The 24,549-nt window shown below is 59.5% G+C and carries 31 protein-coding genes and 1 tRNA gene; 9 read left to right on the top strand and 23 right to left on the bottom strand.

What is annotated here, in order from left to right; all coding sequences use genetic code 11:
* Position 1 precedes the first annotated feature (1 nt).
* The 16 genes from NBH21_RS12810 to NBH21_RS12735 all read right to left on the bottom strand — a co-directional run bounded on the left by NBH21_RS12810 (position 2) and on the right by NBH21_RS12735 (position 13,006).
* Positions 2–808 carry a hypothetical protein gene (locus tag NBH21_RS12810; protein WP_250913334.1) on the bottom strand — a complete coding sequence of 269 codons (807 nt, stop codon included), beginning with the start codon at positions 806–808 and terminating at the stop codon, positions 2–4.
* The gene (locus NBH21_RS12805; RefSeq protein WP_250913335.1) at positions 805–1,188 is read right to left on the bottom strand and encodes a hypothetical protein; all 384 of its coding nucleotides are present in this window, start codon (positions 1,186–1,188) and stop codon (positions 805–807) included. Before NBH21_RS12805 ends, NBH21_RS12810 begins: the two co-directional genes overlap by 4 nt.
* 1 nt (position 1,189) lies before the next feature.
* Positions 1,190–1,408: a hypothetical protein gene (locus NBH21_RS12800; RefSeq protein WP_250913336.1), complete on the bottom strand. Its 219-nt coding sequence runs from the start codon at positions 1,406–1,408 to the stop codon at positions 1,190–1,192.
* 25 nt (positions 1,409–1,433) lie between these two features.
* Positions 1,434–2,462, bottom strand: a complete 1,029-nt coding sequence (locus NBH21_RS12795; RefSeq protein WP_250913337.1) for a major capsid protein — start codon at positions 2,460–2,462, stop codon at positions 1,434–1,436.
* A 14-nt stretch (positions 2,463–2,476) separates the two neighbouring features.
* The gene (locus NBH21_RS12790) at positions 2,477–2,848 is read right to left on the bottom strand and encodes a head decoration protein (protein ID WP_250913338.1); all 372 of its coding nucleotides are present in this window, start codon (positions 2,846–2,848) and stop codon (positions 2,477–2,479) included.
* A gap of 16 nt (positions 2,849–2,864) precedes the next feature.
* Positions 2,865–3,995: a head maturation protease, ClpP-related gene (locus NBH21_RS12785; RefSeq protein ID WP_250913339.1), complete on the bottom strand. Its 1,131-nt coding sequence runs from the start codon at positions 3,993–3,995 to the stop codon at positions 2,865–2,867.
* Positions 3,923–4,177, bottom strand: coding sequence for a hypothetical protein (locus NBH21_RS12780; protein WP_250913340.1), 255 nt, complete (start codon positions 4,175–4,177; stop codon positions 3,923–3,925). The genes NBH21_RS12785 and NBH21_RS12780 overlap by 73 nt, the downstream gene beginning before the upstream one ends.
* On the bottom strand, positions 4,177–5,844 hold the full coding sequence (locus NBH21_RS12775; RefSeq protein ID WP_250913341.1) for a phage portal protein: 1,668 nt from the start codon (positions 5,842–5,844) through the stop codon (positions 4,177–4,179). The genes NBH21_RS12780 and NBH21_RS12775 overlap by 1 nt, the downstream gene beginning before the upstream one ends.
* Positions 5,841–7,970 carry a terminase gpA endonuclease subunit gene (locus NBH21_RS12770; protein WP_250913342.1) on the bottom strand — a complete coding sequence of 710 codons (2,130 nt, stop codon included), beginning with the start codon at positions 7,968–7,970 and terminating at the stop codon, positions 5,841–5,843. Before NBH21_RS12770 ends, NBH21_RS12775 begins: the two co-directional genes overlap by 4 nt.
* Positions 7,967–8,587: a hypothetical protein gene (locus NBH21_RS12765; RefSeq protein WP_250913343.1), complete on the bottom strand. Its 621-nt coding sequence runs from the start codon at positions 8,585–8,587 to the stop codon at positions 7,967–7,969. Before NBH21_RS12765 ends, NBH21_RS12770 begins: the two co-directional genes overlap by 4 nt.
* A 176-nt stretch (positions 8,588–8,763) precedes the next feature.
* Positions 8,764–9,330, bottom strand: coding sequence for a hypothetical protein (locus tag NBH21_RS12760; protein ID WP_250913344.1), 567 nt, complete (start codon positions 9,328–9,330; stop codon positions 8,764–8,766).
* Positions 9,331–9,564: 234 nt separating this feature from the next.
* A complete protein-coding gene (gene nusG / locus NBH21_RS12755; RefSeq protein ID WP_250913345.1) occupies positions 9,565–10,254 on the bottom strand; it encodes a transcription termination/antitermination protein NusG in 690 nt (229 codons plus the stop codon).
* A complete protein-coding gene (locus NBH21_RS12750; RefSeq protein WP_250913346.1) occupies positions 10,241–11,446 on the bottom strand; it encodes a helix-turn-helix domain-containing protein in 1,206 nt (401 codons plus the stop codon). Before NBH21_RS12750 ends, nusG begins: the two co-directional genes overlap by 14 nt.
* 65 nt (positions 11,447–11,511) lie before the next feature.
* Positions 11,512–11,805: a hypothetical protein gene (locus NBH21_RS12745; protein WP_250913347.1), complete on the bottom strand. Its 294-nt coding sequence runs from the start codon at positions 11,803–11,805 to the stop codon at positions 11,512–11,514.
* Positions 11,802–12,443: a hypothetical protein gene (locus NBH21_RS12740; RefSeq protein WP_250913348.1), complete on the bottom strand. Its 642-nt coding sequence runs from the start codon at positions 12,441–12,443 to the stop codon at positions 11,802–11,804. The genes NBH21_RS12745 and NBH21_RS12740 overlap by 4 nt, the downstream gene beginning before the upstream one ends.
* Entirely contained in the window at positions 12,440–13,006 is a 567-nt protein-coding gene (locus NBH21_RS12735; RefSeq protein WP_250913349.1) for a hypothetical protein, read from the bottom strand. The genes NBH21_RS12740 and NBH21_RS12735 overlap by 4 nt, the downstream gene beginning before the upstream one ends.
* A 98-nt stretch (positions 13,007–13,104) precedes the next feature.
* On the opposite strand from NBH21_RS12735, the gene NBH21_RS12730 reads away from it, so the two are divergent.
* The gene (locus NBH21_RS12730; RefSeq protein ID WP_250913350.1) at positions 13,105–14,247 is read left to right on the top strand and encodes a pentapeptide repeat-containing protein; all 1,143 of its coding nucleotides are present in this window, start codon (positions 13,105–13,107) and stop codon (positions 14,245–14,247) included.
* Between the two features lie 11 nt (positions 14,248–14,258).
* On the opposite strand, the gene NBH21_RS12725 is transcribed toward NBH21_RS12730, so the two are convergent.
* Genes NBH21_RS12725 through NBH21_RS12715 form a run of 3 tightly spaced genes read right to left on the bottom strand, consistent with a single transcriptional unit; the run spans position 14,259 to position 16,677 of the window.
* The gene (locus tag NBH21_RS12725) at positions 14,259–16,010 is read right to left on the bottom strand and encodes an SAM-dependent methyltransferase (RefSeq protein ID WP_250913351.1); all 1,752 of its coding nucleotides are present in this window, start codon (positions 16,008–16,010) and stop codon (positions 14,259–14,261) included.
* Positions 16,010–16,231 carry a hypothetical protein gene (locus NBH21_RS12720; protein WP_250913352.1) on the bottom strand — a complete coding sequence of 74 codons (222 nt, stop codon included), beginning with the start codon at positions 16,229–16,231 and terminating at the stop codon, positions 16,010–16,012. The genes NBH21_RS12725 and NBH21_RS12720 overlap by 1 nt, the downstream gene beginning before the upstream one ends.
* On the bottom strand, positions 16,228–16,677 hold the full coding sequence (locus tag NBH21_RS12715; RefSeq protein ID WP_250913353.1) for a hypothetical protein: 450 nt from the start codon (positions 16,675–16,677) through the stop codon (positions 16,228–16,230). The genes NBH21_RS12720 and NBH21_RS12715 overlap by 4 nt, the downstream gene beginning before the upstream one ends.
* Positions 16,678–17,119: 442 nt before the next feature.
* Between NBH21_RS12715 and NBH21_RS12710 the strand changes: the two genes are divergently transcribed.
* Positions 17,120–17,785 carry an XRE family transcriptional regulator gene (locus NBH21_RS12710; RefSeq protein WP_250913354.1) on the top strand — a complete coding sequence of 222 codons (666 nt, stop codon included), beginning with the start codon at positions 17,120–17,122 and terminating at the stop codon, positions 17,783–17,785.
* Positions 17,786–18,282: 497 nt separating this feature from the next.
* On the opposite strand, the gene NBH21_RS12705 is transcribed toward NBH21_RS12710, so the two are convergent.
* A complete protein-coding gene (locus NBH21_RS12705; protein WP_250913355.1) occupies positions 18,283–19,146 on the bottom strand; it encodes an LAPAL motif-containing putative phage structural protein in 864 nt (287 codons plus the stop codon).
* A gap of 298 nt (positions 19,147–19,444) precedes the next feature.
* On the opposite strand from NBH21_RS12705, the gene NBH21_RS12700 reads away from it, so the two are divergent.
* From NBH21_RS12700 to NBH21_RS12680, 5 genes are all read left to right on the top strand, one after another.
* Complete coding sequence (locus NBH21_RS12700) at positions 19,445–19,627, top strand: hypothetical protein (protein ID WP_250913356.1); 183 nt, start codon at positions 19,445–19,447, stop codon at positions 19,625–19,627.
* Between the two features lie 72 nt (positions 19,628–19,699).
* Positions 19,700–19,837: a hypothetical protein gene (locus tag NBH21_RS12695; protein ID WP_250913357.1), complete on the top strand. Its 138-nt coding sequence runs from the start codon at positions 19,700–19,702 to the stop codon at positions 19,835–19,837.
* Positions 19,838–19,841: 4 nt separating this feature from the next.
* On the top strand, positions 19,842–20,219 hold the full coding sequence (locus NBH21_RS12690; protein ID WP_250913358.1) for an HNH endonuclease signature motif containing protein: 378 nt from the start codon (positions 19,842–19,844) through the stop codon (positions 20,217–20,219).
* The gene (locus NBH21_RS12685; RefSeq protein ID WP_250913359.1) at positions 20,216–20,467 is read left to right on the top strand and encodes a hypothetical protein; all 252 of its coding nucleotides are present in this window, start codon (positions 20,216–20,218) and stop codon (positions 20,465–20,467) included. The genes NBH21_RS12690 and NBH21_RS12685 overlap by 4 nt, the downstream gene beginning before the upstream one ends.
* The gene (locus NBH21_RS12680) at positions 20,467–21,558 is read left to right on the top strand and encodes a tyrosine-type recombinase/integrase (protein ID WP_250913360.1); all 1,092 of its coding nucleotides are present in this window, start codon (positions 20,467–20,469) and stop codon (positions 21,556–21,558) included. Before NBH21_RS12685 ends, NBH21_RS12680 begins: the two co-directional genes overlap by 1 nt.
* 96 nt (positions 21,559–21,654) lie before the next feature.
* On the opposite strand, the gene NBH21_RS12675 is transcribed toward NBH21_RS12680, so the two are convergent.
* Positions 21,655–21,739 (bottom strand) — tRNA-Leu (locus NBH21_RS12675).
* Positions 21,740–21,962: 223 nt separating this feature from the next.
* Here NBH21_RS12675 and NBH21_RS12670 point away from each other — a divergent pair.
* Both NBH21_RS12670 and NBH21_RS12665 read left to right on the top strand, forming a co-directional pair.
* Entirely contained in the window at positions 21,963–22,553 is a 591-nt protein-coding gene (locus NBH21_RS12670) for a YqaA family protein (protein ID WP_250913361.1), read from the top strand.
* 147 nt (positions 22,554–22,700) lie between these two features.
* A complete protein-coding gene (locus tag NBH21_RS12665; protein ID WP_250913362.1) occupies positions 22,701–23,213 on the top strand; it encodes a disulfide bond formation protein B in 513 nt (170 codons plus the stop codon).
* Positions 23,214–23,228: 15 nt separating this feature from the next.
* On the opposite strand, the gene NBH21_RS12660 is transcribed toward NBH21_RS12665, so the two are convergent.
* Together NBH21_RS12660 and NBH21_RS12655 are read right to left on the bottom strand one after the other, a co-directional pair.
* On the bottom strand, positions 23,229–23,786 hold the full coding sequence (locus tag NBH21_RS12660; RefSeq protein ID WP_250913363.1) for an HNH endonuclease: 558 nt from the start codon (positions 23,784–23,786) through the stop codon (positions 23,229–23,231).
* An 80-nt stretch (positions 23,787–23,866) separates the two neighbouring features.
* Positions 23,867–24,526: a DNA-3-methyladenine glycosylase family protein gene (locus NBH21_RS12655; protein WP_250913364.1), complete on the bottom strand. Its 660-nt coding sequence runs from the start codon at positions 24,524–24,526 to the stop codon at positions 23,867–23,869.
* Between the last annotated feature and the right edge of the window lie 23 nt (positions 24,527–24,549).

Genomic DNA, 24,549 nt, shown 5'->3' with positions numbered 1-24,549 from the left:
GTCAGACCTCGAAAACGCCAAGGCCATCGATTTCGATGCGGGCAGCCGTGAAATCGGTCTCATCGCCGTCTGGCGTCAGCGCCAAGGGTGCATGTCCCAGCGTCTCGGCCTCGGCCGCCGTCATCCCGTGGCGGCGGCGAATGTATTTCCAGTCTGGATCGACGCCGGATAGCATCCCTCGAATTTGCGCCGCCTGCTTGAGGTAGCTGGCATTTTCGCTCGCATCGAGAGCGGTGAGGAATTCGGCGAACGGTGTGCCCTGTTCCAGTTCGTCGCCTCGCAGGGGATCGTTGATCAGGGAGACGGTGAGCTTCATCTGATGGCCGGCAAGGCGCTGGCTGTCCTCGCTGGTCCGCGCGCCGGCAAATTCGATCTTCAGGATACCGTGGTGCAGACTGCGATAGATTTCCGCCCAGCTATTATCCGGATCGGTCAGCGCGTCGCAGATCTGGCGCTGCACAATATCGAGGAAGAATTCCCGGTTGCCGTCAGACGCGGGGATATTGATCCCGACCATATGGGATGCGCCCGTTTCGTCGTCGCGATGCAGCATCGCGGAAGACACGCCGATCTCAAAGACGATGTCACAGTCGCCGTTTTCGATCAGAGATCGGCCCGTAATACCGTCAGCGCGACCGAGATCGGTAAAAACGGAGACGAAGGGTTTCTCCTCCTCCGTTCTCAGACGGCCATCGGCCTGAATATCCAGCGCGCCATTGGGCGTATCCAGTACATGATCCCCAACCAATGTCCGCCCCTTCAGGGCCTCGACGGCGGCGATCCGCAGGGCAATTCGGGCAAGGCTCATTTTTCACCAAGCTCCAGAACAAGCCGGGTGTCGCCCCTGTCGTCTACGCGCAGGACCTCGAACCACGGCTGACCATGACGAGAAAGGGCACGTACCGCATCGCCCTTCCGAATATCGGGACCGCTGTAAGTGGCGCGGTCTATATGCAGCTCCGCTTTCCCGGCGGCGATTTTTGTCCGCCATGCGCGGGAGGAGCGCCCGCCGGCGGTGAGTTCCTTTCCACCGCCGACGCGCAGGACAGCCGTGATTTCCGTCGCCGGCCGGTCTGGATCTGCCGCGTTGTCATTCAAGAAGGACAGCTTGACCGGTTCGGCAAATCGGAAATCGACATCGCCGACAACCTGGTCGTGAAGCTCGTGCAGGTTGGCGGCGATAGGCATATCAGTCCGCCGATCCCTCAACTGCCTTCGCCTCGATGGCCGCGATGATCTCGGCCTTGGTTTTCGAGGCATCGACCTCAACCCCGCGCTCGGCAGCGAGCGCGAGAAGCTGGCCTTTGTTGAGGCGGTCAATCTTTACCTCGCCAGCTTCATAGCTGGCGCCGGGCCTCAGAAACCGGCCGTTGTAAAAGCCGGCCTCAGTTACAGTTTTGAGAACCATGCCAGAGACCTTTCGTGAATAGCAGCTACTTCGCCTTGGCGCGGAGAAGCATTTCCGGGCGAGTGCAGATGAACAGCGGGTAGCTGTACAGTTCCACCCGATCCCATTCGTCACGACCGGAAGGGTCCGTCAAAATGAGGCCGTAGAATTCCTGACCACGCTTGTTGCGGTAGGGCTTGAATTCGCTGGCAGGAGCCCAGCCGACCTGAAACGCGCCCTTGGCACCAATCGGGAAGAAGCGCGCCTCTTCTGAGCCGATTGCGATAGTGGTTCCGTCGTCAGTTCCCTGGTAATTGATGAAGGTGATGCCCTCGAACTCGACGGAGGAATACCCCTCGATATTCTCCAGCAAGGGCGCGCGATCGGTATTGACCTTTGTTTCCTTGTACTGGGGATGATTGACCACCATGTCATAGAAGGTATCGCCGACCAGAGCACCGACGCGCGTGGCGGGCGTCCATGCGCCCTTGGCGTTCCTTTTCATCTGACGCTTGATATCGCGGCAGATCTTGCGGAGGTCGGTCGTCTCAATATCGAGTTTGAAGTTGATCTCGTCAGGTTCGTCGATGCCCCAGAAGTCGTACCAATCGACAAGAATGGTGGCCCCATCAGCATCGAGAACCTTGCCCATGATCGCCCCGAAGCGCATATGCTCCCAAGTCAGTTCAAGATCGTCCTTGATGTCGCCGGTGCGGCTGGTAACTTCATCTGCCGTTTCGATGGTCTGCTCGTCAAAAGGCAGGGCAGCAATGCCGGCAAGCTCGATTTCGTAGATGGTCGAGCCCTTGGCGAGGCGAACGGCATCCATTTTGCGGAGCTTCGCACCCTTCGGGATCAGTTCTTCAGGGGGCTCTCCATTGGCCGAGGTGGGGATCAGCGACCGGGAGCCGTTACGGTCAACGATACCGATCGTGCGAGACCGGGAATAGATCGGCGCGAACAGACCGAGCGAACCGAGGAGCTGCGGTTTGAAGTCGACCCGCTCGATAATCTCCTCCTGGACTTCAATAAGCCCCCAGGCGTTCTGATTGAAAATATCAGCTACGATAGCCATGAATTTCCGCCTCCTTAGCGGCCAACGATGCCAAGCGCGGCCAGCTGGGCGAGCGCGGCGGTTTTCTGGTTGTCGGTCATACCGGCTGGCCAGACGAGGACGGCAGCATGAACTTCGGTGTCACGCGCGGTGAAGGTACGGCGCACATCCTTCGTGGTGGCATCGCAGCCCTCATAGAGAATGGCCGCCGCATTCTGCGATCCATCGTTGGCAGCCGGATCGACGGGCACCAGCTTCTTGCTGGCAGTGATGCGGCCGAGAACCACCCCGGAGTCGAGCTTGCCGCTGCCCGAGGCAATGATTCCCGCGTCGCGGGAGCGGTAGCCGTTGGCTTCCGAGACGAGATAGTGACCGGTGGGCCGGAGACCCTGCACAAGTACAGTCATGTTCTTGAGACCTCCATTAGCGACGCTTGTTCAGGCGATCGACCGACGCGGCCAGGACCGATGTACGATCCTTGCCGCGACCTTCGCCGCCCTGATTGTTAAGGCCTTGGCCATTCATGCGCGCGCGGGGCCGGTACTCCTCGTTCTCATCATTCGATGGCGTGGCAGCAGGCGAGACAGAAAGGGTGGCTTTTGCCTGTTCGACGGTGTTGCCGGAGACGAACAGATGTTCAGCAAGCGCCTCGCGGCCCTTGGCTTCCGGCAAGGCCATGATGCTGGTGCGACGGCCTCGGTCAGCAGCGACGGCGGCTTCAATATCGCCATTGGCCTTATCGAGGTCAGCCTTCAGCTTGGCATTTTCGGCGGCAAGCTGATCCGCACGTTCCTTGTCCGTCATGGAGATCTCCTCAGGTGGACGGGTTTGCGCGGCAGGCGCCGCCATTTTGGCCTGGTGCGACCAATTCTTCTTCTTCGCGAGCGTGGTAAGGGCCTTCGGCGCGTGCGCGAAAATGCGGTAGTCGAAGGCCGCGACAGGCGCTGCCTTCGCTTCGGTCGTGTCGTCGGCGAAGCCCTCGGCGACCGCTTCTTCAGGTGTGAACCAGCGCTCGGACTTCATGATCTCGCGGCACTGTTCGGCGGTTTTGCCCGACTTCGCCGCATAGACGCGGGCATAAGCTGTCGCCAACGCTTCCAAGGCCTCGATGGTCTTGCTGTGATCGGCCGATGTGCCGAAGGTTCCGCTGGCAGGGTCATGGATCATCATGACGGAACCGGCCGACATGGTGACGGTGTCGCCTGCCATGGCGATCAGGGAGGCCGCCGACGCTGCAATTCCCTCGACGATGATGTGTGTGATGCCAGAACGAGCCGAAAGAAGCGCATGAATTGCAGCGCCTTCGGCGGCGATGCCACCACCGGAATTGAGATGGACGGGAAGTTCGGCGTCATCATCCACACCGGCAAGAGCGAGAACAACGTCTTGCGACGTAAAACCATCCTCGAAATAATAGTCACCGACATAGCCGGTCAGCCGGAGCTGCCCGTCTTCAAAAATTGCAGCCATTTCGTTGGACCTCAGTAGGGACGCATGCGTCCGGACATAGCGTAACGGGTACGCTTGGGAGTTTCCCCGCGTGAAATCTGGCACTTGCGGATCGCCTCATCGAGGGCCGCTTTGACATCGCCCAGGCTCGCATTGGCATAGCGTGCCATGTCTTCACCGAAGCGGGCTTCGGTGACCATTTCACCTGACAGCAAGGCCTCTTCGACCTTGCGCAGTTTCACCGCCCTGGCGCACCAGTCCACGGCGATGGGATCGATTTCAGGCATTAGGCGGCCTCCTTTGGCGGATCTCGATTGCCATCGGCGGCAGCACCTTGCGGGCCACCGCCACCCCCTTGCTTTCGGCCGAAGGGATGCGGCACACCGGCGTCTTCGAACATCTTGATCTCGCGGCCGAGCTGCTCGATCTGTTCCTGACCGTTCTTGCCGTGCTTCGCGCAGACATCGAAGAATGACGAAACGCCGGTCTCCATTTCGAGGTTTTCGGCCATGATCGCCTTATAGTTGTCAGCGGATGGAGCGCCGGGACCATGCCATTCGGCCTGAAAAATGCTTTCGCGATGACGCCGGAAGGCGGTGCGGCCGCCCTTAATGGCGATCTTTCCGGTCTCGATCATCTCCTCGAGCCAGCGCTCGTAGATAGCTTGGAGGAAAGGCATGACGATCCGTGTGCGCCGACGCATGACGATCGGCCAGATGCAGGCGACGGACATCAGGACGGACGAATAGGTCGCGCCTGTATGGTCCATCGACAACGCCTCGTAGGTGACGCCAAGACAACGAGCGATTTCTCGCAGCAGGTTCTGGAAGAACTCGACATAGTCACTGCCTGGCGTCGAGGTCGTGTGAAGATGAAATTCCTCGCCGGGGCCGAGATGGTTGATCCGGGCGGGATCGGACATCGAAATTCCCTTGTCCTTCAAGGCCCCAATTCGCATGTCCCAGACTTCGAGGAGGTCACTTTGCAAACCTCCTATGAATTCTTCCCATGTACCTTCGCTTTCGTCGAATCCTTCCGGTTTCTCCAAACCCTCCAATGTGGTCAACGCCTGAAACGCCTGATCGCTTGGTTCCGGGCTTTTGATCGTCGCCGCAAAGATCGTCTGCAACAGCGTCTTGGCCAACGTGGCGTCCGCCAGCTGGTCGGCTTGGGCGAGTACCTTCAATGCAGGCGCGATGACCGAAATCCCGCGCGGACTGTTCAGGTTTTCACCTCGATCCATCACATGGATGACGTCGGCCGCGTCGATATCCTCATCTCGCTCGATGCCACGTTCGCGAACGCGGAACCGGTAGGCGAGCGGGCGATTGTTCGCGTCGTGAAAAATCCCCTGCTCAAGTCCTTCGGCTTCGCGGGTGACGCGCGGGCATCGATGGGATGCGATCAGCGAAACCTTGGTGCCCGTGCTTATGCCGTAGCGGAGACGATCAGCAGGTTCCATGAAGTCGAGAACGCCGAAGGCTTCGCCGGTAGCAAGAAACTGACGCAAGGCAGCATCAGCCATTTCGGCAATCGTCGATTTACCCGCGAGGTCACACTCCTTGGGGTTCCAAGCCCAGTGGCGCCATTCCTCTTCGACAATTGCCCACCAGGCGCGGGCCTGCTTGTCGCTGTATCCCAGCTTTTTCAGTTTTGCGCGGCAACTCAATTTCAGTTCGTCGCCGATCGTATCGACAAGGATCTGGGCAACGGCGCCGGCGATCCAGCCGGAATTGTGCATGAAGTCGATGGCCAGCGCGGCCGCGCGTTCCGCGGCCTCACGAACATCCTGCCGTGCGTCACGTGTGACCGCCTTTCGCATCCCCAAGACGCCCGATCGGTCGCCGCGCAAGTATCTGGCATAGGTGCGGCGTGGCGCCGGGGCCTTCGGGGCGTCCGGCGCCACGTAATGGCCTTGCGCTTTCACGCGATATCTCGGCTTCGCATCGCTCACGAATAGGAACTCCATTTCTTGCGTGGACGGCGCGGCTTGCTGGCCGAGGCATCTTTCTCGGATGCTGGTTTGCGCTTTTTCTTGGCGAACGGGTCGTTGTCTGCGACTTCGAAGAGATCGCGCGGTTCATGTTCAACGGCGTGCAGGTTCCGCACCAGATCCGCCCATCGATCGAGCGTCAGGCGGCGCTTGTTCTGCAGATGCCAGGCCAGGGCGAAGGCATAGACAGTGGCATCAAACCAGTCGTTCGCGCGGCCGATGATCTTTTTCCAGATCCGCCCGGCCTTGGGACGGATCATCTTGCGGGCACGGCGATTGACGCTTTCGCGTGCTTCTTCATCCGCATCGATCAAAACTTCCGCCGTCAGTTCCTTCGCCATGGTCTCGTCGCAGAAGTCCGCCGCAAAATGCAGCGTATTACGCGGCCAGTGCTGGGCTTCGCCTTTACCCTGGACAAGGTTTGCCAAAGCGGCGGTGACAGCGGTTTTCACGTCGTAGAGCCCGACTGGATAAAGCAGGCATTTCGCGATGACAGCCCCGCGATGGTCCTTCACGTCCTTTGGCTTGGGGGTTCCGAGCCAAGGAAGGCCGATCGGCTCGCGGCCGTCGAGCGCGTAGACGTTGGGGCGGGACGCGCAAAACCGGTAAACACGATTTGTCGCGAAGCCGGAGTCTACGCCGGAAAGGTCTATCCCCTTTTCCTTGTCTCCGCCCTCGGTTGGATAGGTTCGCCCAAGTGCATCGGCAAGTTCAATCCATGGCTCATCGACCTGATCGGGTGCGCCCTCGAAAATCTCGCGATCTATCAGGCAGTATTGATCACGCGGGCCGATTGCATAGCAGGCCCACTTGATGCCGTATCCCTGTACGTCCGCGGCCGAAACGATCAGCGCCGCCCAGGATGGTATGATGCGGGTCGGTATCAGCTCGGCCTTGGCCGCCTCGACGATCTTTTCCCACTCCACCGTCGCGCCGGTCGGGTCGTAAGGCTCGGCAAGGTCCTGCTGATAGAAGGTCCGAAGCTTCGTCGTGTCGCCTTCGGCATCAAGCCAGCGCTTCCAGATCTCGGCCCACTTCTCCTTGGGAGCATAGGCTGCCCACAGATGATAGCTGGGCTGCCAATCCTTGCACCGCCCTTCGCAGGGCGGGCAGATCCAGAGGGCGACCTCATTCGAGGAGATCATCAGCGGCACGGCGGGTTCGCCATCATGCACGCGGCGGGCAATCCATTGCGCCCGGGCCATCATGTCGGGCTTGTGACCATCGAGAATGACGCCGTCGCACTTCATGCACCGGAAATGAACCGGCAATGACTGTTCCGGATCGGCCCCGCGCATATGGTCGAAGCCAAAGGCCTGGAACGTGTCGCAATGCGGGCATGGCACATACAGATACCGCTGGTCACCCGCATTGAAATCTTCGGTGATCGCGCACTCGCCGGCGATCCCAGGCGTTGAACCCTGCCATTCCTTGGCAAGGTCGCCGTACATTTTCTGACGTGCGCGCGCCTGGTCGCGAGGACTGCCGCGACCGTCAACGTCTTTCGGGTAGCCGGTCACCTCGTCCATCGCGAGGTATTTGATCGACACCATCTGCAGGCCCTTTGAGGATCCTGCATTGACGATCTGGCAGAAACCGCCGGCATACCGCTTGAATGCTGTTGTGCTGCCCTGTTCGTCTCTGCTGCTGACGGGCAGCACCTTATGGCGTATTTGCTTCGAGGCTTCGATCGTCGGATGAAGCTTTACGCGATTGAACTTTGTCGCTTCCTCAAGTGTCGGAAGGACGATCATCATCGAGCCGGGTGCCTGGTTGACGATGTAGCAAAACCAGTTCTCGATTGCGGTCGATTTCCCCAGTTGGGCCGCCCATCGGCATGTCACTCGACGCGCGGGGTGATCTGGGTGCAAGCAATCCTGCGGCTCGCGCAGATACGGCACGCGGTCGGTACGGAATTTACCCGGCCATGGCGAGCCCGATTCAGCGGATACATACCGATACCGATCGGAGTGCTCGCTAATGGTCAGGTCCTCGGTCGGACGCGACGCGGCGGCCATGGCGGCAAACAGAAGTTCACCGCCGTGCCGCAGCTCCGGGAACCGAAGCCGGACCTCAACTTCGCTCATTCTTCGGAATAATCCTCGCCGTCAGGCGGCTCGATCGAGCGAACGCCCACGTCATCGCGGCGCATCGCGTCGAGTTTTTCGAGCACCAGTCGATTGAATACCGAGACGCCGGCACGGGCAAAGCCCTTGAGGGCAATGCGTACGACGCGCTCTTCCCAGCCATATTGCAGGGACAGCTTTTGCGCCTCGCCCTCAACGGCCCGTTCGAACGCGCTTTGCATCAGGGCGACCGCGTCGCGACCAGCCTGATCGACCTCATCAGTCGGCGTCAGTTCCTTGCGACGCTCGGCAAGATCCATTTCGCGGATCTCGGCATCGGCGTTCGCCTTGCGTTTGCTGCCGTCAAGCTTCGTGCCCGGAAAGTTGGTGTCCGAGGACGTCGGCTGTTGTCCGAGGTTGCCAACGACGGTTGGCGCCGCCTGGCGGACCCGCATGTTCTCGCCACGGTGTAAGACCAGCGCCTTGAAGTCCACCAGGTTGGATTTGCCCGCAGGCTTGAGCGGCAGCGCGTCGGCATGCTGCTTCAGGTACCGCGAGAGCGACGTTCGATCAACACGGTCACCAGCGGCAGTCAACGCCGATGCGGCATCCGTGATGGACATCCATTGTTCGGCCATCGTGCATCGTCCCGTGCAACACGTGTGCTTGCACGTGTATCCGTGTATCGGTTGCGAAGTCGCACACTAGGAAAATCCCGCAGTCGCGCAGCCCCGTGTTTCGCTTTTCCCGGTGATACGGTCCCTGAATGGGGGGGTGGGGTTGGGGGGTGTTTCGCCCCTGCCCCGTCGGCAGGTCACGGCACCAACTTGGTAAGCGCCGCTTCGATGCGTTGTTCCAGCAGCGGGCCGGCGATCCGGAGGAAGGCAGCGGCGGTTGCTTTCGTGGTCATCTCCGTGGGGATGATCACACCCGACCGAGCGAAGGCGATATGTCGGCCTTTGCCGTTGCGAAAGAAGGCGTGGCCGTCCCATTTCTCAACGTCCTTTCGGTCAGGGAACTGACCGCCACGCATGAATGTACCGGGATACAGCGTCGCCTTGCCGAAAGGCCTTGCGATCACGCCCGCCGCAGTTTCCTTGGGCCGGAGATATTTGAGGCGAATGTTACCGCCCCTCGTCACCATGTCGTAGTTCAGCTTTCCCGGTCTCGCCACCGATGGATTGCCAATCGCCTTGACGATAGTGGCGCGCGGCAATCCGGTCTGCTTCGTCAGTTCCCGCACAACCACGGTCTTTGCACGGTTGCCCACCTGATTGACGATGCGCGGCAGAACCAAGGGAAACTGCCGCTTCAACTCTTCCAGCCGAGAACCGTAAGCCGCAAGGTTTCGGTCGGCCCATTGCACGGACAGAACGGTCATCGTCAAATTTTCCGGGAGTTGCCGTTACCTTACGAGAAGAAGGCGACCGCTTAGGGTCGCCTTCGCTCAAATCCGCCGCTCAAACATAGCTGTCGCACTGGCCTTGAATCGATCCCCTTCAATCGAGATCTTCAAGGCGGGGCCGGGGGAGAACATCAATCCCTATGGGAGCATCAAGCGCCCCGGTAATCCCGATGATGAAGGCGAAGGAATCGCCCTCATCTGTCGTGATGGTTATGCAGAGGCCGAAATAGAGTCAATATCCAGTTCGACAGGCGTCATGCGCCCGAACAGGTTCACTTCCGCTTCCAGCGCCCATCTGGAGCCGATGACACGCCGAACCGTTGCCTGGAAATCGGCGAACGGACCGGACCTGATTACGACGGTTGCGCCGGGCGGATACTTGCCCTCAACATCTTCATCCGTCTTGCCTTTCTTCGATCCGAGCTTGAGCGCCGACATGATCCGTTCCGGCATCAAATACGGCTCGCCACCGCGCCCCATAAGGCCCGTCAGACGCGAGGCGCAAAGCACTCCCGCAAACGCCTCAGAACTGGGGATAACCCGCACGAACAGGTATCCCCGGAAGAACGGACGGAAGACATCGACCGCCGGAAGGGCACGCCGAGGCGGCTTGCGAAACTTCTCCATCGGGCACCATGCCTCGATACCCGCCACGGTCATTTCGTCTGCAATCGATTCCTCGCTGCCTACCCGGCAGGTTCCGACGATCCAGCGAGAAAGCTGATCAAACCCCGGCATATCTCGACCGGCCATCTGGATCAGGTTGTCTTGCGCACAACGTGCACGCTCCATCCTGGCCTGTGCGTCGTCGATCCGCCTGCGATCCGCGCGGCTCAACTCGGCCTCAGTGACAGGACGGTAAGCGAGGCGTTCACCAGTGGTGTTTCTATGCTGCATCATTGCTGCGTCCTTCGTGGATGGAGGAAATGAAAGAGGCGAATGCGGCCTCAACAGCCGCGTCGAGATCAACCGCCGTGTCATCGATCGGCGGGAAGTAGACCCATTCGGGCGCTTGTTCGATCCATGGCCAACCCCGACGTTCGTGCTGCCGCTTCCAGGCTGAAAACAGATCGCTATCGCGATGGACCTGACGGAAGCCCGACACAAACGGCAGCAATGCCAGCGATGCGGTGAAGGGATCGCGCCTGCGGGCAAGATCACGCATCGAGCAAACCAGCGGCCAACCGTTGTCCCGGCGCTTTTCGTGCAAAACCTGCTCACGCGACACCATGCCCCGCGCAATGCGATGCTCGTCATACGCAGTCAGGTGGATCGTACCCGTTGGCGCTTTCGACAGAGCTTCAAGGCGCGTGCCCATCCAGAGCTTCCCGCAGGGCTTGGCAACGCCATGCGTCTGTTCCGGCGCTGCCAGTACATGTTCGGGAATGTCGAGCCAATGGCGGTTCTTCAGGTAGACCGCCGCCGCCATCAGGTCGGACGGCTTGGCCCAACGAAGATAGGCAGGTGTGCGCTCGATACATTCCGACCGTTCCGCCGGGGAAAGAGCAAACCATGCGTTCCGGGCGAACACGACATCGCCCTTCTTCCAAGTCGCAAACCAGATCGTGAAGGTGTGTTCAATCTTCTTCCGATCAGATTTCTTCAAACCCTCCTCCACCGCGCCAGCGGCTGGAGAGTTGGATGGAATGTTAGCTGGAAGATTCTTATCTTGGTGGAGCTGCTCCACCACCTTCGGGGCGTCATTTCCACCACCTTCGGGAACCATTTCCACCACCTTTGCGGCGGAAGGCGGTGGAACTGCTCCACCACCTTGCGCGGTCGCACCATCCGTCGAACGTGGTGGAACTCCTCCACCGCCTTCGGTTTCAGAAGCCGAGGCAACAGCCCCCGTCAGGTCGCGGCCGGGCCAGCGCGCGACATACTCGTTGCGCTTCCACTTCTGTCCGCGAAATCCGTGCTGCGTGACCCCGATCCAGCCCCGTTCCTCTGCGATTTCGAGGTGTTTCAGCACGGTCTTCTTGTCGAGGCCGGTCAGGTCGACAAGCTCGGAAATCGGCGGATAGCAGGAACCGCCGGTAGCATCCATTTTCAGGCCAAGCGTATGCAGCACAAGCCGCGTGATCGGCGGCAAGCCGGACTTGCCGACCGCGTGCCGCCATGACCATGCGCGCGACATTGCGCCGTGATCCGGTTCCATCACCGCGCACCGCCTTTCCGCGCCACGTCACGCAGGAAAGAGCGTGAAGCGTCCAGCCCGAGAACGACGGTTCGCGGCAAGCGCCCATCCGGCAGGCGCGTGGCGTTGATGGCGGCGAATTCTCCCTCCAGCGCCTCCACCCCGAGCGAGAAGCGCGCTTCCTGCAAGATGCGGCGAATGGTGCAAACGTCGCGGTAAATCACGCCCTGCGGCACGCGCAGAAGCCAATCCGCGCGTTCGGCGTCGGATTGGCAGTCCGCCAGCAGTTCGACAATCGGAAGCAGCGCCGTCATCGCCCGATTTCCCGTTCAACCTTGCTGGCGAGCGCACGATAGGTATCCATCCGCTTACTCAGTTCGGCATAGCTGCGCTTCTGATCGGCCATAGCCTTTTCCGCGACGGCGCTGCTGTCAGCATAGGCGGAAAACGCCTCGTTCATCCGGCCTGTCTCTTTCAGGAATTCGTCAAAGAGCGGATTGGAGCCGGCAGGGCCGAAGAACTGGTCACGAACCTGCACGACCCAATCGCGCGGTACGCCGAGATCCTTGGCGACCGCAGCATCCGTCCAGGGCGACTTGTAGGCGTCCCTGCCATAGACCTCATCGAGCTTGTCGTTGATGATCCGGCGGTCATCGCGGCTCATTTCGCGGGGCTTGTCTGCAATCGTCGCTTTCGTGTCCGCCATGTTCTTTCGTCCTTTTCGCTTGGCCGGACTGGCGTGGAGCGGGCAGAAATCCTTGCGCGGACCGCTGCCGACCAACCAACCCTTGTTCTGGAAATGCTGCGCAGCCGCGACCGGCGGCTTGCGATTGAACCCCGTCTGATGCGGGAAATAGGCGACCCCGTCGCAATGAGCGCATGTGATCCGCATCGCTTTGACGCTCAATTCGCCATACGGGATCGTGACCTCTGGAAAGGTGCGATCGGTCATCGCGGACCCCCTGTTTTCCAAGCGTAGTAGTCCGCCCGCATCCGCAGGAACGCGGCCTGCGCACGGCTATCGCTGTTGATGAATGTCTTGCTGGAAATGGCGAGAAGGCTTTTCAGGCGCGTATCGGCCTGCGCCTTGTCACGCACCGGACCGCCTGCGCTGATGGTTTCAAGAAACCGCTGGAACGAGCGTTCCGCAAGCAGCATGGCGGCATTCGCCGCATAGTCCTTTTCGCGTTCTTTGGGGGCCGGCTGCCCCGCGCCGCCCTGCCCCGCCCCGCCCCGCAGGTCTCGCACGGTCGCCGCCGCCCGGTCGAACAGCCGAAGGAACAGCGAAAGATTGTCAAGCGCCCCGCAGATCAGGTCACGTTCATCGTCCAGCGCGTCGGCATGGATCGTGCAGACATGCGCATCCTCCCCCGTGGAGCGACGAACGATAAGCTTCATTTCCCCGACCGCGGCGTCCAGCAGCCATGCGTCATCGTGGCAGCGCTCAAATGTGCCGCGCAACCGCCGAATGGCAGCCGTTTCACGATCCCGGTTCGGGCTTGAGGTATCCGTCATGCCGCGACGCTCCCACAAATCAAGCCGCATCCGGGGCTGACAGCTGTCAGCCTGTCCGCTACCTTGAACCGGGTTACGGGCTGGGAGACTGAGCAGGAATGAGTGTCAGATGGATCGCATCCTTCCTGGGAGGCGCGGCCTCTTTTGCGCGCTTGCCGTTCCGCGAACTGAGACGGCTTGACCGCTGCCTTCGCCCCGCTCGCGACATGCTGGAGCGCAGCGCCCTTGCTCATCTCGTTGTCATCGCCGCTGGCGCATTCACCGTCTACCAGCTTTGGGTAGACCTCGACGACAGACGCGCCGAACGCGTCTCGCGACGAGAGGAACGTGTCGAGCGCGCATGGAACCGCCTCATTACGCCGGCTGGAGGGAACACCGGCAAAGGCGCTGCGCTCAACCTTCTGCTGGAAGAGAGACAGGACCTTGTTGCAGTGGATTTTTCCTGCCGAACAATCGGCGTATGGAACGAGACCGAAAAGAAGTGCCTGAATCCTCCAATATTCACGGACATAAAAGTCCCCGCGGACTTCCTGCTCGGCCAAGATTTCGAGCCCTCGACAGAACCGCCACAGATCCCGTTCGGTATGTTCTACCGGCTGTTTCAGTATCCACACGCCGTAGGCACGCCGACCCAGGCGCCGGACAGCTTTGACGGTGTCGTGTTCAAACGTTCCGATTTCTCTCGGACAAGGCTCGGGCTGGACCGCTTCGCAAATGTAAGCTTTGAGGAAACGGACCTGTCCGGTGCACAGATATCGCAGGACGTGCAGAGCGTCCGGATCAACAATTCCGACCTTAGCTACGCAACCGTGATGTCGGAGGCCGGTGAGCTGTCGATAACGCGCACCAACATAACCGGACTCATCATGCGAGACCGGATGTTTGAGTGGACCCTGTTCAATCAGCAAAACCCGTTTGACTACAACTGGGCATGGGCCGACATGCCGCCCATGAGATATCGGGAGACCGCAACGGAGGTCTTCATCGAGCCGCTGCCGTGGCAGCAGTTGGACAACGTTCAACTGTGCGATCCGGCCTATAGAGCCGCGCCCGACGAAGGTGCGACCACCGTGACAACGACCACGATGGGTTACCCCAACCTTTCCACTGCCAAGGGCAAGGTAGCGCAACGCACCCCTGAAGAGTTTCAGATACCGGACATCGGCGCGGCTTCCTGCGCAGCTATCACGTTGGCCGAGGCACGAGATCGTTTCCCCGAGCGTTACCCTGCTGGTCCCTGACCTTCGCTTCATCACGCAGCACCCCCGCCAACCGTCACGTCAGGAAGGTAGCCAGCCGCATCGCCCGACATCATGCCCGCAGTGGCGGGCGGGAGATCGGCCAGAGCCAGCAATTCCCCATCACCCGGCGATACGATCCCCCGTTCCAGCATTCCGGAAATCAGCGCATCGACGGTCGAAGTCCGTAAACCCAACGCCTGCCGCATCTCGAAACGGGCAAACCCGTCCGGCCGCTGGCGCACCCATTCTTCCGCCCGCTCCCATTCGTCGCCCACACGCTCATCGAGCGACCGGCGCGGTGTCTCCCGCGTGAAATCTTCCTCAGGGTCCACGTCCGCAAAGATCATCGGCGCGGCATGGTTGCCATCGCCGGGAACCAATGCCGGGACCGTCTGGTATTTCTCCCAATCGACGCGGATCGTCTTCCACGAGCCATCGCCCGAGCCATAGGAGCCGTCGTCGTTCCGCTCCCACACCACCCACATCGTATTCATCTGGCTGCTGGCCTGCGGGCCGGTCCAGCCGTCCCGGTGCATCATCGGCAAGCGCCGCGTAAACACATAAACGCGGGATGGCGGGTTCTCGTCCATCAGGAATCGGCGATCAGGATCGTCAAACCCGCACTGGAAATTGAGGTTGAGAAGCGCGGCCATCTTGCGCGGCCGGTGAACCTGAAGCGCGTGCGCAAGAAAGGCGTTCGCCACATCGCCATAGGGCGGGTTTGTGACGATATCCATCCCGACTGTATCGCCGGGCTCGGACGTCAGGAAATCACCGACCTGTTGAGCTTCGCCGTATTGCGTTGCTGTCCCACGGTCGCGAAGATCGGCGATCACAGCGTCGTAACCGGCATCCTCCATCACTCTCAGGATTGCGCCGCGTCCAACCGCAGGTTCCTTGAACGTGGAAGAAAAAGCCTCCAGCGCGAGCAGGGTGCGTGTCGCCTCTGCGGGCGTCTCGTAAAGCTGATCGCCCTTCTCTTCCTTGGTTGCGGACTTGGTTCCGATGGCGGCACCCGTCGCCTTCCTGAGGCTCGCGCGTGTCGGCTCCAGCCCTTCCGTCAATCGCGCCTGAATGAAGCGCTCGACAAGACCGGGCGACGTTTTTTCAGCAAGTGCCAGCTTGCGGGCGTCATGGATTTCCTTGCGCGAAAGCCCCGCCTGCTCCGCAGTAAAAGCGTTCTCGTTTGGAACGCTTTTCGGTCGGCCTTTGAAAGTCTGCCCTGCCGCTTCCGCCTCGTCCCACTTGTCGGCAATCAGTATCTTCGCCCAGGATTCGATCCGCAGGGCTTCCGCCTGCATTTCCCGAGCCTTGGTAACCAGCCGTTCGGTCGCGCCGATCTGCTCGGCAAAATACGCTGCCGTCTTCGCCTGCGCATAAGCGACGCCTGCAACGATCCGCGCATTCATGATGTCGCCTTCGTCGAACAGCGCACGCGCACGCTGCACGGTTTCCACCAGACCGGAAGTGTCCGCGACCGATGCCGCCACCACGTCGGTGCGCGCCTGCGGCGATGCGGGACCTTCATCGGCTGCGGCAAGCGCGTCCAGCATCGCCAGCATTTCCCGCGCCCGGTCGGTCGGGAACCAGAGCTTTCCGTCTTTCGGATCGCGCTCCAAATAGCCGTTGCCATTCGCCTTGCAGGCAGCAGTCACTTGCTTGGGGTCTTCGGTCCTCACCTGCCCGTCGCGCACCGCCGCGCGCACGAGCTCCAGTGCGTTTGGGCCGGGCTTGGGCAGCTTTACAGATGCATAGCCCGCCATCACTCAACCCTCGCAATGCGATCAAGATAGGCCTGCCCGAGACCGGTCAGCCGTGCCGATCCATCGTCGGAGACATGGCAGAACCCGAGGGCATGGCATTTCGCCGCAATCGCCCGGTTCTGCGGATTGAGAAGCAGGCGACCGCCGGCCACCCGCAACGATGCGATAAACCCGCGACCGCCGGGCGGCATGATGGGCATGGAGAGAGGAGAACCGGTCACTTGCCGACCCCCTGCAATCCGCGCCGCAAGTCCTGCATCTGTGCAATCGCATCATCGAGAACCGGCAGGAGTTCACGCACTTCATGGGCATCAAACCGGCTGTCGAGCAGCGCCTTGATGAACGCCGAGACCAGCGCGCCCTTGGTCGTCGCGAGGCGGGCGACATCCTCCATGTCGGGTGTGCGAGCGCTGCCCGAAACCGGAACCAGCGCGAAGCCGGAGAGCCCCGCCAAATGTTCGGAAACCAGCGGATAGCCAACGACCCGTTCCAGATCGGCCACCACGTCGATGGGCATGTAATCAACGTCAGCCAGCCCGCCATATCTGGAAAGATGGCCCTCGCTCACGCGGGTATCGTTGACGAAGTTCGAAGCGCCGACCTGCCGGAGAGCCCGGTTGCAGATGGCCTTCAGGTCGCGACGTTCATGCTCGTTCGTTGGACGCACAAAACCCTCCCCGGAAATCAAGGAAATTGTTTCGGAAAATCTTTCGGTGAAGGACGCGGCCCGGAGGCGTAACGTCAGAGAGTCAAGCAGACCACGGAGGCCCGCATGCAGAAACGACGAGATAGCCTGTCATTCGGCGGCTTCCCGACTGCTGAGGCATGCTGCAAGGAATTGCAGTGCAGAGACCTTGCCACCGGTACCTCGCGAGACATCCCGAGCGAGTTCAATGCTTGGATCGCGCTGTCCCGCGAGAGCGCGGGTCAACGTACTGGGAGATCGGCCAATGCTGCTCGCAAAGGTCGATAAGTTGAGTTCGTTTTCGGCGAGATATTTGCTCAGCGCGTCCATAGCGCCGGAACTTGCCAAATAGGCAAAATTTGGTCAAGCGTATTTTTGCCTATATGGCCGTGGTGCTTGTCCGCAAATCGAGAGAATTTGCCATATGGACAAAAACTATCCCAATCGTATTCACGAACTGCGATCCGCAAAAGGCATGACAATTGAGGATCTTGCTGCGGCAGTCGATTTGTCGGTGTCCTACACGCAACGGCTGGAAACGGGCGGTCGCAACCTGAGTGTGAAAAATCTTAATCTCTTTGCTTCAGCACTTGGAGTATCTCCGCAGGAAATCCTTGCAGTCGAGAACACCACGAAGCGGAATATCGTCCCGGTCATGGGGCGCATCGGTGCTGGAGCAGAGATTTTGCCGGAAGATGAACAGGTTCCGCCTGAAGGGCTCTACGAGATCGAGACGCCATTCCCCATTCCAGAAGATGCCGTCGCCTTCGAGGTTCACGGCGAATCACAATGGCCGCGCTATGACGACGGCGACATCATTATTTGCTGGCGCCAGGGCGTTTCGATTGATGACGTTCTAGGATGGGAAGCCGCGGTGAAAACAGCCACCGGCCACCGATACTTGAAGCGCGTCTTGAAAGGAGCGGAGGCCGGCACGTTCGATCTTGAAAGCCACAATGCGCCGCCGATCCGAGGCGTCAAGTTGACTTGGGTTGCAGCAATTCAGTCTGTCATCCGCAGCGGGCAGTGGCGAAAACACAGCGCTTCAACCAGACACCGCATGCTGCAGAAAATGACCAACGGCCACTAGCGTTTTCTGGATAGCTCACCAGGCGCGTAAGCAAAGCCCTCCGGTCTATGAAGGCCGAAGGGCTGATGACGCTCACGGAGCGCGATTACGGCGCAGCAGCGGCCTGACTAGTTTCCCTTATAGTTGATACATTACAGAAAATACTGATGGAGAAATGATAACATCCAATGCGTTAAAGACAGAAATTAAGAGAATATAAATTAAATATCCCCACGTTCAAACAGACTAAAAAGTCTTAATACAGATGGTAAGGAAGTAAATATTCGAAATAAGCTTTATATATTGAAATATACCACAGAATTTCGCTTGAGAAGCTTGACAACAATAAGCGTTTCTTCTATGTTTATCTGATGCAGAATGCCAAAGTGCTTTTTCGGCTGGCGATTTACGCAGCAATATCAATTGCTGTGATAGCCTCGCTTGAGCTTGCGAAAGCTCATTTCGGCGCGCTGCCGACATATGCCGCTGGGGCCGCCGCCATTGGTATTCTGTGGCTTTCAGTCTTTAGGAAATAGGTCGGTTTGGGTCCCGCCGGTATCTATCGATACAACATGGGTGATTGTCCGGCCCTGAACGACCCAAACGCCATCAACAAATTTCTCTTTATTGTCGACTTCGGCCAAGATCATTATTCCGCCTTTCATGGGGACCATGATTTCGCCTCTTACAAGAGAGGCGACAAAGGCTTCGTCTGCGACATCGGCGCTTATCATGCCATGGCGTGAAAGGAACCGCCACTTGTTGTGGTTCTCTTGCAAGACAGGACTGATGATCGTCAGCGTCATGCGCTCTCGCGTAGTGCGCTCTTTTGCGACTTCCTCTATTTGCTTCTCTTTGTAAAAGTCAGAGAACTTATCTCGCGGCACCACCACGTGCGGCCTGGCACCCTTGACGACGCCGACGCCAACACCTTTGACAGCCTTGTCCTTCTCAAGCTGCTTGACCACTTCGGCGGCTTTCCGCTCGCCAACCTTGGCGTCTAGGAGTTCCTGTACCTTCTTTGCAACCTTTTCAGCATCTTGGTCCGATAGCTGCGGTTCAGACTTGATCGCATCCTCAACGATCATTGCCCAAACGGTTGAGGCGGTTTCCTTCGCAAACCAACCAAGAATAAGGTAGATGATTACCTTTGCTGTGACCTTATCGACTACGGTGTCTTTTATGGTCTTTATTACGGAGTTGATACTAAGGCTTCCCTCCGTTCCGCTCTCTATTTCGAGGCGGATCGAAAGAGAGGGGTCCACGATGTAAGCGATTTCCTTAACAGCTTCGGCAAAAGCAATGCTTGCCCTCGCAACAACCTCCAAGTCGGCAAGTTTGCCTTCTTCAAGGTCAATATACAGGTTGATTGTTTCCCTCATACGGTCCCCTTTAACGCCCATAAATCAACGTTAAGCGGAGTGGTTGTCACATTGCAACTAGGATGTTTATGGGGTTGGTGCGCTTGCTACATGAGAGCGCATATTTGCCAACTTTCGCCAAAGCATCATGGTCAAATATTGCCAAATAGGCAAATTTCCTCTTGACCGATTTTGCCTATTTGGCAATATCTATACATCCCGTCCCATCCTCCCAGGCGGGATGGCCGAGAGCCCGCCGCCGGAGCCCCCCCCTACCAGCGGCGAGAACGGTCGGGAAAGCAACCAGGGACACCCCGGAATGAACGAACGTTCGAAAGCAGAAAAGCAGATCATCAGCGACATGGCCGACGAGATGTTGCGCCTGGGCGAAGGCTGCACGGAAGACCAGATCGCCAACCGCTTCACCCGCGCACAGATCAAGGAATACGGCGAGGAAGCCCGCACCCGCGCCAACCTGCTTTCGCAGCGCGAAGCGGCCTGACACCCCAATCCGCTCCGGTTTCCGCCTCCATGTGCCGGGAGGCGGTTTCCCGAACGGATTGGAGAATCAGCCTTGCCACCCATCACCCTTATGACCGTCACCAGAGGCCAGATGCACGATCTGGCGCGCGAAGTCCGCGCCCTGCAAACCACCATCGGCGCAATCGTCGTCATCATGGCCGTCGCGGTCGCGCTTCTGATTTCGTTCTAACCCAATGAGTACAATCCCTCGCCGTGACCGTATTCGCGCGAAGATCATGGCGCGCGTCCGGATCGACCTCGAAACCGGCTGCTGGATCTGGACCGGCCCGACATCCGGCGATACCGGGCGCGGTGCAGGCTACCCCCGAATGTCACTCGACGGTCAGACGGTCGCCGTGCACATCGCCATGTGGACCATCGAGCATGGTTATATCCCGGGCAAGAAAGAACTGGACCACGTTTGCCGCAACCGCCTTTGCGTCAACCCGAACCCAGATCATCTGGAAATGGTCACCCGCAAGCGCAACGCCATCCGCCGCGAGCAAGCCAAGCGCGGAATGATCGGCCACAACGGCGGTCCACCAATGGCATGTGAGGAGGTAGGGCGATGAAAGCGCAACGAGTGGAAGTCCTTCCTGTCTCCCTGCCGCCTCGCGGCTTGAACCGCGAACAGGCCGCCGCCTACATCGGCGTGTCAACGAGCTTGTTTGACGAAATGACGGACGATGGCAGAATGCCGAGACCGAAGAAGGCGAACGCTCGCAATATTTGGGATCGCTTCGCGCTCGACAAGGCGTTCACGCGCCTGCCAGGGGGCGGAGGCGAGGAAGATACAGACGATTGGGAAACGCAGGTCTGATGCCGAGAAAAGGCCCTTACAAATACGTCGTTGAAGACAGGACGGATGGAGTGCTGCGGTTCTATTTCCGCAGAAAGGGCCAGAAGAAAATCCGGCTTCCGGGACATCCGGGCACCGACGAATTCAAGGCGGCCTACTATGCCGCACTCAGCGGCGAAACAAAGAACAAGCACGGCGGTCCCAAGATGTCTTCCAAGGGCACACTTCGCTGGCTTTGCGAACAGTATTTTCAGAGCGCGGAATACAAGAAGCTCGACAAACGAACGCAACGCGTCCGCAAGGGCATTATCGAACACATGTGGGCCGAACCGATCAAACCCGGATCGGAAAAGCTGTTCGAGGACATGCCGATTTCTGCCCTGTCTCCAAAGGCAGTGCGAACACTGCGCGACCGCAAGGCCGAGTTGCCAGAAGCCGCCAATGGTCGCGTCAAAGCCCTGCGGTCCGTATTCTCGTTCGCAACGAAGCCGGATGTAGAGCTTGCGCTGACGAACCCCGCGCGCGATGTCGGCTACTTCAAGAGCGAAACCGAGGGATTTCATTCTTGGAGGGACGATGAAGTGGCGAAGTTCGAGGCCGCGCATCCGATTGGCACCAAGGCGCGCCTCGCGCTTGCCCTCATGCTTTACACCGGGCAACGCCGCAGCGACATCGTTCTCTTCGGCCGGCAGCATGTATCCGATGGATGGCTGAAATTCACGCAGCAGAAGAACAAGCACCGCAAGCCGGTCCGACTGGAGCTTCCCATACACCCTGATCTTCGAACGATCATCGACGCCAGCCCATGCGGAGACCTCGCGTTCCTCGTCACAGAGTTCAACAAACCGTTCTCGGCGAATGGTTTCGGTTCGTGGTTCCGTAAGCGCTGCGATGAAGCCGGCCTCCCCCACTGCACCGCCCACGGCCTGAGAAAAGCGTCCGCCACGCGCCTTGCGAACAGGGGTGCGACCGAACACGAAATCATGTCAGTGACGGGCCACGCGACCTCGAAAGAAGTCACCAGATACACAAAAGCCGCCAATCAAAAGCGACTGGCGGCCAAAGCAATCATGTTTCTTGGTGCAGACGAAGAGGCCGACCCGGAGGCCTAAACCGAGAACAAAAGTGTCCAGAAAAACGCAGCCATACGAATTTCTTGGACACTTTTCGCCAGAAATCTAAGCGAAAACAATACGTTAAAAAGGTGTTGGTGCCCCATGCCGGAATCGAACCAGCACTCCTTTCGGAACTCGATTTTGAGTCGAGCGCGTCTACCAGTTCCGCCAATGGGGCAAGCAGGGTAGTGAAACGGCCTCTACCATGGGCCTGAGCACCCGCGCAAGGGCGAACTTGGCGGGCAGGCCGCTGCCGTTCCATCTCACCGGAAAAAGGTTTCATCCGGTTACTCGACTTCACGCAAATGTTTGCTTCCCGCGTGCTGCACCGCAAAACGCCCCATTTACAGGTCAGGCAGGCTTGCATAAAACCGAGCAACCGAAAGACCGGGAAATACTTGATGCTACGTCGCCTCTACGATTGGACCATGTCACTCGCCGCACGCAAGTCGGCTGAACGTTGGCTCGCCGTCATCGCCTTCATTGAGAGCTCGATTTTCCTAGTTCCGGCGGATGTGCTCTATCTGCCGATGTCGCTTGCGAAGCCGCAGAAAGCCTGGCGTTATGCGATAATCGCCACTGTCGCATCCGTACTTGGCGGTATTGCCGGCTGGTTCCTCGGCTACTACGCCTTCGAAACGGTCGCTCGGCCGATTCTCGAATTCTACGGCAAGTACGAGGCCTTCGAGCGGCTGCGCACCTCAGTTAACTACGAGATGGTCCTGCTGCTGCTGGTGACTTCCGGCCTCGCCCATCTGCCGCCGATCAAGGTGGTGACGATCCTTTCGGGCGTGGCGCACATCAACATCTGGCTCTTCATCGTCTCCGCCATCGTCGCCCGCGGCGGACGTTTCCTGCTGCTAGCATGGCTTCTGCAGCGCTATGGGGAACCGATCCGGGAATTCATTGAAAAACGTCTGGGGCAGATTGCCATGGTCGGCGCAGCCGCACTGATCGTGCTATACGTCGCCTATCGCTATTTCCTGCATTAAGGCGGTCAGACAGCTACGGGGTCTAAGTCTGTGGCCGATGAACAGATAAGGCAGTCGAGCCAAAATCTGGCGCGGCTTGGTGACAATGGCATGCAAACAACAAACGATTCGAAGCACAAACTCTAGACCTGAGAACTGGAAGACGACATGAGCGCATCCGCCTCATACCTCAAGAACGACGCGGCAATCGCCGCAGTCCTGACCCTTGGCATGGCCGTGGTCGTCGGCTCGGCACTCGGCTTCGAACATATCGGCGGTTATGTTCCCTGCGCGCTCTGCCTGATGCAGCGCAACCCGTATTACGTCGGCGTCGGCGTCGGTGCGCTGGCGACGCTTTCGTCAGTCTTCCGCCTTCCCGCCGCCGTTACGCGCAGCCTCATCGCGATCATCGCACTCCTGATGATCGTCAGCATCGGGCTCGGCACCTATCACGCCGGCGTCGAATGGAAGTTCTGGGAAGGGCCGACGACCTGCGCCGTGGGCGCGACGGGCGGCGAAGCTCCGGTCAATGTGCTGGAAGCCCTGAACGAAACCAAGGGGCCATCCTGCACGGAAGCGGCGCTGCGCGTGCTCGGCCTCTCGTTTGCAGGCTGGAATGTCATCACAAGCGCGGTTCTTGCGACAATTGCCGCGTGGGCCGTGCTCCGCAAGCGCGGCTAAACGGATAGAAGCCGGTTACGGCTGCAGCTCGGAATCCCAGTAGAGATAGTCGACCCAGCTGTCGTGCAGATAGTTCGGCGGGAAAAGCCGGCCATTGTTGTGCAGGTCCTGCACTGACGGCCGGTATGGCTTTTGCGCGGGGAACATCGAAGCCTGTTTCGGCAGCTTGCTGCCCTTCCTGAGATTGCAGGGAGAGCAGGCCGCGACCACATTTTCCCAGGTGGTCTCGCCGCCATGGGCGCGCGGGATCACGTGGTCGAAGGTCAGGTCGTCTTCAGACCCGCAATACTGGCATTCGAACTTATCACGCAGGAACACATTGAAGCGGGTGAAAGCCGGGTTGCGGGTGGGTTGAACGTAGGTCTTGAGGCTGACGACGCTCGGCAGTCGCATCGAAAAACTCGGGGAACAAACCGACTGATCGTATTCCGCGATAATGTTCACACGGTCAAGAAAGACCGCCTTGATCGCGTCCTGCCAGGACCATAGCGACAAGGGGTAATAACTTAGAGGCCTGTAGTCGGCATTCAGGACGAGCGCCGGCAAGGACTGGGGTGAGACTGCAATCGTCAAGGCATTCTCCTGAGCGATTCGGCACCTGTCCATCTATATTAGGTCCGTTGTTACAGCATTGTGAAGCCCCTTCTTGCAGATCACGAAAGGGCCTGGACATCGACAGGAATCGCCTGTCGGCCCGTCCGCAATGCGTAATGCGCCCAGAACAGTCGGGCAGCCACCGAACGCCACGGTTGCCAGACTTCCGCCACCCGCTTCACCTCCTTGAAATCCGGCCTTTCCGCATAACCGAACACGTCCCCGACGGCGACGCGGAGCGCCACGTCCCCGACTGGAAAGACATCCGGATGACCGCCGCAGAACATCAGGTAGACCTCGGCCGTCCAGAGGCCGATCCCCCTGTAGGAAGTGAGTTTCGCGATTGCGTTTGAGGCCTCGAGCGCCGCTATTTCGCCAAGATCGAGTTCGCCGGAGGCCACAGCGCCCGCCATGGTGTGCAGTGTCTCCGCCTTGGCTCGCGAAAGGCCGAGTGTGGCGACGACAGCCGGATCGAGCGCCAGATAAGCTTCCGGCGTCATCGCTTCTCCGGTGGCGGCAACGATCCGCCGCCAGATCGCATCGGCGCTCGCGCGCGACACCATCTGCGACACAATGATGTGAGCAAGGCCGGCAAAGCCCGGCTCCGACAGCCTCAGCGGCAATGCGCCGCAGGCTCCGGCGATGGCAACAAGACGCGGATCGATAGCCAGAAGCTCATTCAGACCGGTATCGAGATCAGCCCGCGTCACAATCGTCATGTCCAGCCTGCCTCTTGCCGTCC

It is taken from the genome of Ciceribacter sichuanensis (assembly GCF_024055605.1).
Taxonomy (GTDB): domain Bacteria; phylum Pseudomonadota; class Alphaproteobacteria; order Rhizobiales; family Rhizobiaceae; genus Allorhizobium; species Allorhizobium sichuanense.
The sequence above is the reverse complement of the archived record's forward strand: the minus strand, read 5'-3'. Positions and strand labels throughout refer to the sequence as shown.